Raw genomic sequence first — 11,981 nt, forward strand, 5'->3', positions numbered from 1 at the left:
TCCGCGAGTTGCGGCTGCGGCGTAAGGGACAGACCGCTACGATTCAGCAGATGTCCGGATCGACAGGTGTGATGGCGCCGCCCCGACCTGGGTCAGCGCCGGCTCAGCGGATGCCGTCGCCGTACTCGCTGCCCCTGCACGCGCTGCGCCTCGCGGGGAGATGCGCGCTGCCGCTGATCCTCTGGTACGCGGCGGGCCAGGTCGTGCGCTTCGCCTTGCTGTACGCCGCCACCGAGCTCGCCTACGGCGACTTCCGGCAGGTCCGGCTGGTGGGCACGGTCACGTTCCTGACCATGATCGTCCTCGCGGTGATGACGGTCACCACGGGCATGCTCTACACCCTGCGCGGCGCGCTGTGGGAGATGCGTGCCCGGAGGAGCGAGGGCGTCGAGGACGAGCGCTTCTTCAGGGTGCTCGACCGGGTGGCCCCCGCCTTCGCGGTGCTCTACCTCTCATGGGGCTGGCACGTGGAGGACGCGCGCGCCCTCCAGCGCATGGACCTGAACCACCACTTCTACGACATGACGTCGGCGGCCTGGTTCGGTGAGAAGACCCAGGTCGGCAAGGGGCTGACCGACCTCGACTGGCGGGTGTCGCTGGGCGCGATGGTCGTGCTGTTCGGCCTGAAGTGGCTGTTCGCCAAGTTCGTGGAGCAGGGCAAGGGCAAACTGTTCGGCTTCGGCGCCGCCTTCTCCGAGTTCGCCTTCGTCTTCTACGGCCTGAACGCCACCGTCGCCATCGCCGGGCTGCGCTCGGACTGGGTGGAGCACCGCAGCGTGGTCGCCGGCACCGAGGACCTGGTGGAGCAGGCGGAGAAGAGCGTGCCGCTGTGGAAGACGGTCACGGACGCGGTGGGCGACTTCTGGCCGTACTTCATCGACGGCGTCGCCGTCCCGCTGGCCTGGCTGACCATCGCGATGCTCGTGTTCGGCGCCTACTCCGACGAGACCCGCAGCCTGTTCAAGGGCACCCGGCTCGAACGGGGCGTGGACCGGCTGGAGGGCAGCCACGACCTCACCAAGAGGTCGTTCGACCAGCTCACCGGCGGCTTCCGGGACCGCTGGCTGCCGCTGGCCAACTCCCTGCGGATGATCATCAAGGGTGGCGCGCCGCTGTTCGGCATGATGTGCCTGTGCTACGTCGTCCTCACCGTGGGCGCCGAGTACGCCGAGCGCGCCGTGGTGACGCTCGTCGGCTCGCAGGCCGAGTGGGCCTGGACGTACAAGCAGGGGCCGGTGACGTTCGTGCGCGAGATGGTCGTCACCGTGCTCACCATGGCGCTGCTGGCGGCCACGTACGACCTGGCCGCCACGCGGGCCAGGCTCAAGGGCGAGCCGCTCACCGACGTCTGAACCGCAGCACGTCCGCTTCCGGCTTGCCCGCCTTCTCGCGCTTGAAGAAGTCCGCCGTGGGGGTGTCGGAGCGGTAGTCGCTGGGCGTGAAGGAGAGCTCGACCTCGTTCGCGACCGGCGTCGGGACGATGGCCATGCCTTCGATCTTGTACTCCTTGCCCAGCTCCAGCCGGTCCGTCGGGCGATCGCCCGGCTCGAACTCCACGGTCCAGCTCCGGCCGGCGCGGTCCTCCAGCTTGACCTTGCCCGGCGCGGCGGTCATGGTCGCGCTGCCCTCGTCGAGCAGCTTCTGGGTGATGTCCACCTTCAGCCAGGTGACCTCGGGGCCGTGCTTGCTGCCCTGAGGGGCCGGGACGGTGCTCAGCGCGGCCTTCCACTCGATGTCGTGGAGCTTGCCCGACTGGCCGGGGGCGACGGAGATCTCCCTGACCGTGATGCCGTCGGTGATGGTCGTGTCGTAGAAGACGTAACCGTCGTACGTGGTGAGGCCCATGGCGACGACGGACGCCACGACGGCGCCCACGGCGACCAGGGCCAGCCGGCCGCGGCTGGGCTGCGGGGGCTCCTGCGGCGCCGGCGGCTGCTCCGGCGGCACGGAGCCCGCGCCGGGAGCCGCGCCGGGAGCCGCGCCGGGGGCCGCGCCGGGGGCCCGCTGCGGGGACGGCATGGTCATGCCGGGGCGGATGGCGGGCAACGGCTGCGTGCTGCGGCCTCCGGAGGACTCCCGGGGGGCGGGCGGCCAGACCTGCTGATCGGGGTGCACGTACCGGCCGCGTTCCGGCCCCTGCTGCCCGAACCCGTGCCCGGCGGACGGCTGCCCCCCGAACCCGGCCCCTGACGCCCCTTGCCCGAACCCGGTACCCGTCGCGGGCGTGCCCTGCCCGAAAGGCCCCTGTGCGGGGTTCTGCGGTGCTTCGGGCATCCGGGGGCCACCGGGCGCTCCCGCGCCGGGCATACCGTACCCAGGGGGCGGCGTGGGGTGGTTCGGGGGCGGCGAGGCCGTACGGCGGCGGCGGGGCCTGGGCGGCCTGGCCGGCAGGGGCGCCTGCGGCTCCGGCGCGGACGCCTGCCCGGGCGCGGGGAACGCCGGGGACGCCGGAGCCGCAGGCGGTCCCGGAGGCGTCGCCGGGCCCGGTGGCGGCGGGGGAGGCGGGAAGGCCGAAGGAGAAGGGTCCTCGGCCTGGTGGTCGTTCCTGGGGGCGAACCAGTCGCGCTCGTTCGTGCTCACAGTGCGATCACTTCTTGACGGTGGAGTAGACGGCCTGCGGCGAGGCCGCGAGCTTGCGCGCGGCCTCCTCGTCGAGCCCGAGGTCGACCTCGACCTCCGGCTGGAACGGCTCCACCACCACCTCGGCCGGCAGCCCGAAGACCACCCGCGCCCCCGGCAACGCCGATGGAGGAACCTCGAAGAAGAACCGCCCGCTGACCCAGATGTCGGGCTGCACCCACGTGTTGGCCAGCGTCAGAGGGCTCGCCACGCGGTCGGTGGCGTCGAACTTCTTGCCGTCCGTGGTCAGCAGCTCCGGCTGACCCAGGTGGTACGGCTTGAGGCTCGACTTGGCCGAGGCGGTGACCACCAGGAACAGGTTGTCCGTCGCGATGGTCTGGTCGCTGTTCTGGATCGTCTTGGCGGCCACGAACGAGTCGAGCCGTACGGTGAACCGCCGGGCGTCCACGCTCTCGCCCTTGACGCCCTTGTACGTCACCTTGGCGCTCGCCTCGTTGGCGGACAGGTGGAACGTCTGGAGCCCGACGGCGGCGGCCGCCAGCAGCAACCCGGCGCACGCGTTGAGCAGCGTCGAGCCCCGCTTGCGCCCGCGCCCGGCGTGGCGGTCGGGACGGCCGGGCCGGTCCGGGACGGCGGAGGAACGCGGCTGGGTGGCGGTCATGCCCCCTCACCCGCCTTGACCGGCATCGTCACGCGGGCCTTCACCTCGGGGAAGAACTTGTCGTCCTTCTCCTCGGCGATCATCTGCCAGCGCAGCCGCTGGTCCTCGAAGCCGGGGACGTACTCGAAGGTGGCCACGTCGACGGTGACCTTGTCCGGCGGCCGTTCGGTCGCGCCGAGCCGGTAGCGGACGAGGACCTGGCTGGTCACGCCCGGATGGAGCTGCCGGGTCTCGTCGCCCTTGTTCACGGCGTAGACGAAGGGCCCCGACTCCTTGGGGAACTTGGGGCTGATGGCCACGAGCGAGTCGGCGAAGGACTCGCCGAGCCACGCCTGTTCCGGTTTGGCGGGGTCGGGAGGCAGGCCGACGCTGGACGTCTCGTCCCCCTTGTTGGTGACCTCGAAGACCAGCTCCACGAACCGCTTGTCCTCGTCGAACTGGGTCTCGGCCTTCTCCACCTTGACCCGCGACTCGACGAAGCGCGTGGAGTAACGGCCCTGGTCCAGGGTCGCGCCCTGGGCGAGCAGGTCCGGGCCCTTGTCGGCGGCCTCGTTCAGCCCGCCCAGCAAGGCGGTGATGCCGACGGCCGTGACCGCCACGAGAGCCACGATGGGCACCGCCACCGGGCGTCTGGGCCTCGTGTCGCCGGAGGGTTCCGTCATGGGTATGGATGGTAATAGGTCACGCTTGCCCCATCTGCCGCAATGCTCCCTTCTGGTGGGTGGAATTGCCGCGAACCCTGCCGCTACGGGGGTGGAAGCTCATACGCTGTCACGGAGCGGAAAAGGGCTGGCCCCTGCAACTAACGACATATCGCGGCCGGAGGGTCACGTGGCGGACGTGCATCCCGAGCATGCCCAGCTCCAGGCGGACCGCATCTACCTGGGGTGGCAGTACATGCTGCTGCATCCCGACCCCGGACCGCCGCCCAAACGGCCCTCGCCGGTCCAGGAGCCCGCGCCGGCCGCGGAGTCGTCCGAGCGCGCGGCGGCCGAGGCGCTGCGCCGCGAGCGGCTCCAGGAGGACATGCTCAACCGGCCCGTACGCGTCATCCGGGCCATCAGCCTGACCGTGTCCGTGCTGATCCTCGTGGCCGCGTTCAGCGGCTACCTGGGGTGGTCGTTCGCGATCCTCGGGCTGGTCGCGGCCGGAGGGGTGGCGGGCATCTGCACCTACGCCCTGCTCCAGGGTGACCGGGCGGTGCGCTTCAGGGTGCTCGAACAGCAGGCCAGGGACGACCGGCAACGTCAGGAACGTGACAAAGAACTGTTCCGTGCCCAGGAGGAGCACGCCCGGCGCTACCGCGAGTGGCAGGAGTCCAAGGAGCGCCACGAACGCCAGCTCACCTGGTACGCCGTCGCCGTCCCCGACGAGATCGACCGCATCGACGTGGCCGGCGGCACGCTGCCGGGCTGGTCCGCGCTGATCACGCTGCTCGGCGCCACCCGGCTCTACAGCGGCGGCCACCTCACCGTGCTCGACCTGTCGGAGGGCGCGATCGCCAAGGACCTGATCGAGCTGGCCCGCAAGGGCGGCGACGACCCGCTGGTCTGGGTGCTGCCGGTCGACCTGCCCAAGCTCGACCTCGGGGCCACGCTGAAGCCGGAGGCGTTCGCCGACGTGCTGGCCCACGTGGTCAGCGTGAGCGAGGAGCAGCGCACCACGCGTGACCTCAGCTTCGACAACGCCATCCTGGAGCGGGTGCTCGAAGTGCTCGGCGAGAACGCCACCATCAGCCAGGTCACCGCCGCCCTGCGGGCACTGGCGCAGGTCGGCGACCCGCGGGACGACCTGCGCTTCGGCCTGATCACCGCGACCCAGCTCGAACGCATCGGCACGCTGTTCGGCCGCGGCGTGAGCGACCGGGTGGTGATCGAGCGCGCCTGGGCCCTGGAGTCGCAGCTGCGCAAGCTGGAGACGCTCGGTACCCAGGCCGTGCGCCTGCCGCCCGCCCGGCTGCGGGTGGTGAGCATGGACCGGCAGGCCGGCGTGTTCGGCAACCGCGTGCTCGGCACGTACGTGGCCACCGCGCTCACCCACATCCTGCGCCAGTCGCCCGCCTCCGACCGGCCCTGGTACCACACGATCATCGTGGCGGGCGCCGACAAGCTCCGCGGTGACGTGCTCGACCGGCTCATGGACGCGTGCGAGACCTCCCGTACGGGGCTGGTGCTGACGTACCGGAGCCTGACCCCCACCGTGAAGGAGCGCCTGGGGCGCGGCCACGCGGCGGTGGCGTTCATGCGCCTCGGCAACGCCGAGGACGCCCGGGTCGCCAGCGAGCACGTCGGCACCGAGCACCGGCTGGAGCTGGCCCAGCTCACCGAGACGATCAGCGACGCCCTGCCGGGCCTCGACGGCGGCTACACCTCCACCATCTCCCAGGTCGACGACGACCGGCACGACCGCGGCGACGGCCACGCCGACCTGGTCGAGGACATCACCGAGTCCACCGAGTGGGGCAGGACCGCGGACAAGATCTCCGAGACCGAGCGCGTGCTGCACCGTTCGCGCGAGTTCCTGGTCGAGCCGCACCAGCTCCAGCAGCTCCCCACGACGTCCGTGATCGTCACCGACGCGACCGCCGAGGGCCGGCGGGTGCGGCTGGCCGACGCCAACCCGGCCATCCTGACCTTCCCCAAGACCACGCTGGGCGATCTGGAGGAGGTGCGCGAGGCCGTGCTGGCCCTTGAGGCGGGCGACGAGGGCGCCGACGGAGAGCCGCCACCCAACCTCGGGCCACCACCGCCACGCCTTGACTGGCGCAAGGGCAGGCAATGACCTGGTCAAGGGCGTGGTGAGGAGCTGACGATCGGCGGGACTTTACTGAGAACCGACTGTGGGGGAATTGAAAGATGCAGCCGAGTGTCTCGCTGAGCGGGCCCTGGTATCGGATCCAGTCGATCGCCGCACCCTCGCGAAGCTCGTCGGCGGAATGGGATTTCGTCACGGTGCTGCCCGCCGTGCTGTCGGCGGCGCAGCGTGACCGGCCGTTCGTCATCGGGTGGCTGTCGCGAGGTTCCGGCGCGCCGCTCGAACTGATCACCAACGCCGGCCCGCTCTCGCCGCCGCGCCAGCCACGCCGGGCGACCGACGTGCCCGGCCTGCCGACCGGGCCGCAGCCACTGCTGTTCCCCGGCGGCGCGCGGGGCATCGAGCTGGACGAGGAGTACCTGGCCGACCTGGCCGACCTGGTCTGGACGCCGTGCCCCGGCCGCCAGGCGCCGCCGCTGGGCGGGCGGGGGCGCGAGTTCGCCGGGTCCGACCCCGACGAGCTGAGGCGGCCCACGCTGTTCGAGTCGACGCTGGTCACGCTCATGTCGCGGCCGTTCGCCTGGCTGGTCGTGGCCGAGCCGACCGACCTGCTCGACGCCGAGGTGGCGCACCTGCGCACCCAGCTCAACGTCCTGCGGCAGTACGGCGACGCCTCCGAGCGCTCCCGGTTCGACGCCGAACGGGCCGAGCGCCGCATGCAGGAGCTCGACGCCTTCCGCGAGGCCGGCCTGTGGAACGTGCGGGTGCTGGCCGGCGGCGCCACCGCCGAGGAGCTGCGGCAGATCGCGCCCGTGCTCGTCGGGTCCGTCGAGATGAGCCACCACCCGTACCGGCTGCGCAGCGCGCACGGCGCGGTCTACGCGCTGTCGGAGGCCCTGGCCATCACCATGCAGGACCCGGCCGACAGCGCCGCGGCGCCCTTCGCCGCCACCGCGGGCGCGCTGGCCGCGCTGGCCGGGCTGCCCCGGCGCGAGGTCCCCGGCGTACGCGTGCTCGACTCCGGCTTCTTCGACGTGACCTCCGAGGCCGACGGCGGCGAGCTGGAGCTGGGCGAGATCCTCGACGGCCAGGACAGGGGGGTGGGCAGCTTCCGGGTGCCCCTGGCCACGCTCAACAGGCACGCGTTCGTCACCGGCGCGACCGGCTCGGGCAAGTCCCAGACCGTCCGGCACCTGCTGGAGCAGCTCAGCGAGGCGCGCATCCCCTGGCTGGCCATCGAGCCGGCCAAGTCCGAGTACGCGGCCATGGCCGGCCGCATCGCCGATCCGGTGACGGTGATCAATCCCTCGGCGCCCGAGGGCGTGCCGCTCAGCGTCAACCCGCTCGAACCCGAGCCCGGTTATCCCGTCCAGGCGCACATCGACATGATCAGGGCGCTGTTCATGGCGGCGTTCGACGCCGAGGAGCCGTTCCCGCAGATCATGTCGCTGTCCCTGCAACGGGTCTACGAGGCCACCGGCTGGGACGTCGTCACCGGCGGCGCCGTGCCCGGCTCGAACGTCCCGCCCAGCGTGCCGACGCTCGAACAGCTCCAGCAGCACGCCATGGACGTCATCAAGGAGATCGGCTACGGCCGCGAGGTCCAGGCCGACGTCGAGGGCTTCATCTCGCTCAGGCTGCGGTCGTTGCGGGTCGGCTCGGCCGGGCGCTTCTTCGAGGGCGGCCACCCGGCCGACATCGGCGGCCTGCTGGAGCGCAACGTCGTCCTCGCCATCGAGGACGTCGCCAACGACGAGGACAAGGCGTTCCTCATGGGCACGCTGATCATCCGAATCGTCGAGCACCTGCGCATGCGGGCCAGGAAGGAGAAGTCGGCCGGGCTGCGGCACGTCATCGTGATCGAGGAGGCCCACCGGCTGCTGCGCGACCGCGGCCACGGGCGGGCCTCCACCCACGCCGTGGAGCTGCTGGCCGGCCTGCTCGCCGAGATCAGGGCGTACGGCGAGGGCATCGTGGTGGCCGAGCAGATCCCGACCAAACTCGTCTCCGACGTCGTGAAGAACACCGCGCTGAAGGTCGTCCACCGGCTGCCCGCCGAGGACGACAGGAAGCTCGTCGGCGCGGCCATGAACCTCAGCGACGAGCAGTCCAGGCACGTCGTGTCGCTCCAGCCGGGCTCGGCCGCGGTGTTCGCCGACGGCATGGACCGGCCGTTGCGGGTGCGCGTCCCGCTGGGCGAGTCGCGGGAGAAGCCGCTGCCGGGCCCACAGCCGCCCATCCGCGGGCGCAGATCGGCCGCCTGCGGGGCGCAGTGCCGTACCGGCCAGGCGTGCACCCTGGTGGAGCTGAGGGAGGCCGACGTCCTCGCCGACGGGCCGGACTGGGCGTGGCTGCGCATCTGGTGCGACACGGTCGTGCTCGCCTTCGTCAGCAATCGGCCGCTGCCCGGCGTGCCGCGCGCCCTGTCGGCGTCCTGGGCCGAGCTGCCCGCCCGCCGCCGCGAGTGCCTGCTCGCCACCCTGGTCGAACGCGCCGTCCAGCGGCGGGCCTGGTCGCTGCGGAGCTGGTTCGACCCGGCGCTGCTCACCGAGAAGGCCGCCGAGGTCGCCGCGCGGCTGCTGTCCGGGGCCGAGGCCGGCGGCGACCGTCCCGGGGCGTCGTGGGTGATCCCGCAGGTGCGCTGGCTGCACGAGGTCGACCGGCTCTTCCCGTACGGCCAGCCCGCCCCCAACCTGCGCAGCCCGGCTCCGCCCATGGAGTACGCCCTGTTCCGCGGGGCCAACGGCAACGGCGGCGCCGACCTGGTGCACGCCGAGCTGCTCGGCCACCGCGCCAAGGCCCTGCGCCACCACCCGCTGTCCATGGAGGTGGACCACAACCGGGCCCTGGCCTGGCGGGTGATCCTGGGCGACGACGAGAACGAGAACGTGCAGCGCGACATCACGAACGTGGCGATCGGCATCGAGGCGTCGGCCAGGATCAGGCACGTGGGCCAGACGATGGGCGCGGGCTGGCTGGAGGGCGTGCTGTCGTGGCCGCAGCGGTTCGTCCTGCCGTTCGAGCACGGGGGAGCCCCGGAGATCGCCTTCGTCGAGGCGCCCTCGTCCTGACGCCCCCGGGGCGCCACGGCTAGCGGTCGCGGCGGCGTTCGAGGCGTTTGCGCCGGGCCACCTCGCGCTTGTGCTCGGCCAGCTCGCGCCGCCGTTCCCGCCGCCCCTGCGCGGCCTCCTGCCTGCGGCTCTCCAGCTCCAGCCGCATCGCCTCCTGGGAGGCCGTGCTCCGCACGGACACCTGCGCCGCGGCCCGCGCCGCCAGCTTGGCCGCCCGCTTGGGGTTGACCCGCCGCACCCGCTCCCCGGCGGCCACGGCGGGCGCGGCATGGGCCTGCTCCAGCAGGGGGACGCCATGGCGCATCAGGAACGCGTGCAGCTCGGGATCGGTGGGCTCGGACCCGAGGGTGAACCGGGTCGCCCGCAGCCGCCCGCCTTCGGCGACCTCCAGCACCCCGACCCAGAACGGGCCGTCCAGGTAGACCGACAACGTGACCATCTTCTCCGCCCTTCATCCAGACATGCCGGGAAAACGACCTGGACAGGCCGCTTCCGGCACACCGGACATCCCTGGAAGGGCGGATACGTGAGGCTTCGCCCGGGCTACCAACCGGGCCGCGTTTTCGTGTGCAACTCCAGAGTACGACTCAACGGCGACTAGGATCCATGGGCATGACCCAGCTTCCTCTGCGGGCTCAGCTCGCCAGCGCCCTGGGACGCAGCGCCGCCACGCTCTCGCGGATGACCGGGCGCGGTGACGGCTCGGTGATCGGCGGCAGGGTCGGCCTGCTGCTTGAGCCCGACCTCCTGCGCAAGCTGGCCCGCGACCGCAAGCTGGCCCTGGTCAGCGCCACCAACGGCAAGACCACCACGACCAGGCTGATCACCTCCGCGCTGCTGGAGATGGGCGAGGTGGCCACCAACGCCTTCGGCGCCAACATGCCGGCGGGCCACGTCTCGGCGCTCTCCCAGCAAAAGGGCGCCCCCTACGGCGTGCTGGAGGTCGACGAGAAGTACCTGCCGGAGGTGCTCGACACCACCGGCGCGGGCGTCGTCTGCCTGATGAACCTCAGCCGCGACCAGATGGACCGCGCGGCCGAGATCTGGCTGCTCGCGCAGAAGTGGCGCAGGGCGCTGTCCGGCAGGCCCACCCACGTCATCGCCAACTGCGACGACCCCCTCGTCACCTGGGGGGCCTCCACGGCCGCCAAGGTCACCTGGGTCGCGGGCGGGCAGCGCTGGAAGGAAGATTCCTGGTGCTGCCCCGAGTGCGGCGGCCCCCTCGACCGCAAAGACGCCGACTGGTCCTGCCGTGAGTGCACCTTCCACCGTCCCGAGCCGCAGTGGATGCTCGACGACGACGTCGCCGTCGACCCGCGCGGGCAGCGCTGGCTGCTCGACATCCAGCTTCCCGGCCTGGCCAACCGCTCCAACGCGGTGATGGCGCTGGCCGTGGCCGACGCGTTCGGGCTGCCGGTCGACCGGGCGCTGCCCCGGCTCCGCGAGGTCACGTCGGTGGCCGGCCGCTACACCACGGTCGAGCGCGACGGCCGCCACGCGCGGCTGCTGCTGGCCAAGAACCCGGCGGGCTGGCTGGAGGCGTTCGACGTCGCCGACCCGCAGCTGCCGATCATCCTCTCGGTCAACGCGCAGGGCCCCGACGGCCGCGACACCTCGTGGTTGTGGGACGTCGACTACCGCATCCTGCGCGGCCGTCCGGTCTTCGTCACCGGTGAGCGACGGCTCGACCTGGCGCTCCGCCTCGACGTGGCCGACGTGCCGTTCACGTTGTGCAGCTCGTTCTCCGAGGCGCTGGCCATGCAGCCGCCCGGCCGGGTCGACGTGATCGCCAACTACACCGCCTTCCAGCTGATCCGATCGGAGTTCGGACGTGCCCTCTGACAGCGCCCTCAGCATCGTCTGGATCTACCCCGACCTGCTGAGCACGTACGGCGACCAGGGCAACGTGCTCGTCCTGGAGCAGCGTGCGCAGCGCAGGGGCATCGAGGTCGAGACCGTCTACGTCCGCTCGGCCGACCCCGTGCCGGAGAGCGGCGACATCTACCTCATCGGCGGCGGCGAGGACCGTCCGCAGATCCTGGCCGCCCAGCGCCTGCGCCGCGACGGCGGGCTCCAGCGGGCCATCGCCCGGGGCGCGGCGATGCTGGCGGTGTGCGCCGGCTACCAGATCATGGGCAGCACGTTCGGCGGCGAGGAGGGCCAGCCGGTCGACGGCATCGGCCTGCTCGACATCGCCAGCTCGCGCGGCCCGGCGCGGGCCGTGGGCGAGCTGGTCGCCGAGGTCGACGCCGCGCTCAACCTGCCCACGCTGACCGGCTTCGAGAACCACATGGGCGTCACGCACCTGGGCCAGGGCGTGCGGCCGCTGTCCAAGACGGTCGCCGGGGTGGGCAACGGCGACGGCTTCGAGGGCTGCTACGCGGGCCACGTGGTGGGCACGTACCTGCACGGCCCCGCGCTGGCGCGCAACCCCGCCCTGGCCGACCTGCTGCTGTCGTGGCGCGTGGGCGACCTGACGCCCCTCGACGACTCCCGCTACGAGGCCCTGCGCCAGGAGCGGCTCAACACCGTGCTGTCCGGCTGACGGCCTAGTAGATCAGGGCCTGGGCGCCTTCGCTGACCGCCTCCTCGACGAACGCGGGCGCGCCGGCGATGCGCACGCCCTCGATCACGTCGTCGACCGTGATGTCCCGGCGGGCGGCGCACTGCGTGCACAGCGTCACCCGGCCCGCCGCCAGGACGGCTTCCAGCAGGTCGGCCAGCGGCGCGGCGTGCGGCAGGCTGAACTCCTCGGCCCGGCCCGGCAGGGCGAACCAGGACGACTCGCCGGTCAGCCAGAGCGAGACCGGCACGCCGCTCGCCAGCGCGGCCGCCGCCACCGTGAAGGCCTGGTTGCATCGCTCAGGGGCGTCCGCCCCCGCGGTCACCTTGATCACCAATGAACGTGCCATGGC

Annotated in this window: 10 protein-coding genes; 5 read left to right on the plus strand and 5 right to left on the minus strand. The window is 72.2% G+C overall.

The features are described 5' to 3' along the window. Nucleotides 1-110 precede the first annotated feature (110 nt). Entirely contained in the window at nt 111-1,352 is a 1,242-nt protein-coding gene (locus tag ABZ815_RS38830; RefSeq protein WP_357706207.1) for a hypothetical protein, read from the plus strand. Here ABZ815_RS38830 and ABZ815_RS38835 read toward each other — a convergent pair. The 3 genes from ABZ815_RS38835 to ABZ815_RS38845 form a co-directional block, all read right to left on the minus strand. Further along, nucleotides 1,339-2,274 carry a hypothetical protein gene (locus tag ABZ815_RS38835; protein WP_357706208.1) on the minus strand — a complete coding sequence of 312 codons (936 nt, stop codon included), beginning with the start codon at nt 2,272-2,274 and terminating at the stop codon, nt 1,339-1,341. The two genes, ABZ815_RS38830 and ABZ815_RS38835, sit on opposite strands and share 14 nt — an antisense overlap. 313 nt (nt 2,275-2,587) lie before the next feature. Beyond that, the gene (locus ABZ815_RS38840) at nt 2,588-3,241 is read right to left on the minus strand and encodes a hypothetical protein (protein ID WP_357706209.1); all 654 of its coding nucleotides are present in this window, start codon (nt 3,239-3,241) and stop codon (nt 2,588-2,590) included. Then, nucleotides 3,238-3,903 (minus strand): hypothetical protein, encoded by a 666-nt coding sequence (locus ABZ815_RS38845; RefSeq protein WP_357706210.1) that lies wholly within the window; start codon nt 3,901-3,903, stop codon nt 3,238-3,240. The genes ABZ815_RS38840 and ABZ815_RS38845 overlap by 4 nt, the downstream gene beginning before the upstream one ends. 169 nt (nt 3,904-4,072) lie before the next feature. Between ABZ815_RS38845 and ABZ815_RS38850 the strand changes: the two genes are divergently transcribed. Together ABZ815_RS38850 and ABZ815_RS38855 are read left to right on the plus strand one after the other, a co-directional pair. Further along, nucleotides 4,073-6,022: a hypothetical protein gene (locus ABZ815_RS38850; protein ID WP_357706211.1), complete on the plus strand. Its 1,950-nt coding sequence runs from the start codon at nt 4,073-4,075 to the stop codon at nt 6,020-6,022. 74 nt (nt 6,023-6,096) lie between these two features. Then, complete coding sequence (locus ABZ815_RS38855) at nt 6,097-9,066, plus strand: ATP-binding protein (protein ID WP_357706212.1); 2,970 nt, start codon at nt 6,097-6,099, stop codon at nt 9,064-9,066. A 19-nt stretch (nt 9,067-9,085) separates the two neighbouring features. On the opposite strand, the gene ABZ815_RS38860 is transcribed toward ABZ815_RS38855, so the two are convergent. Further along, complete coding sequence (locus tag ABZ815_RS38860) at nt 9,086-9,505, minus strand: DUF2992 family protein (protein ID WP_357706213.1); 420 nt, start codon at nt 9,503-9,505, stop codon at nt 9,086-9,088. A 173-nt stretch (nt 9,506-9,678) separates the two neighbouring features. Between ABZ815_RS38860 and ABZ815_RS38865 the strand changes: the two genes are divergently transcribed. Then, the gene (locus tag ABZ815_RS38865) at nt 9,679-10,908 is read left to right on the plus strand and encodes a MurT ligase domain-containing protein (RefSeq protein WP_357706214.1); all 1,230 of its coding nucleotides are present in this window, start codon (nt 9,679-9,681) and stop codon (nt 10,906-10,908) included. Beyond that, complete coding sequence (locus tag ABZ815_RS38870) at nt 10,898-11,611, plus strand: glutamine amidotransferase (RefSeq protein ID WP_357706215.1); 714 nt, start codon at nt 10,898-10,900, stop codon at nt 11,609-11,611. Before ABZ815_RS38865 ends, ABZ815_RS38870 begins: the two co-directional genes overlap by 11 nt. Nucleotides 11,612-11,615: 4 nt before the next feature. On the opposite strand, the gene ABZ815_RS38875 is transcribed toward ABZ815_RS38870, so the two are convergent. After that, nucleotides 11,616-11,978, minus strand: coding sequence for a DsrE family protein (locus ABZ815_RS38875; protein WP_357706216.1), 363 nt, complete (start codon nt 11,976-11,978; stop codon nt 11,616-11,618). Between the last annotated feature and the right edge of the window lie 3 nt (nt 11,979-11,981).

It is taken from the genome of Nonomuraea sp. NPDC047529, from assembly GCF_040642995.1.
In the GTDB taxonomy this organism is placed as follows: Bacteria; Actinomycetota; Actinomycetes; order Streptosporangiales; family Streptosporangiaceae; genus Nonomuraea.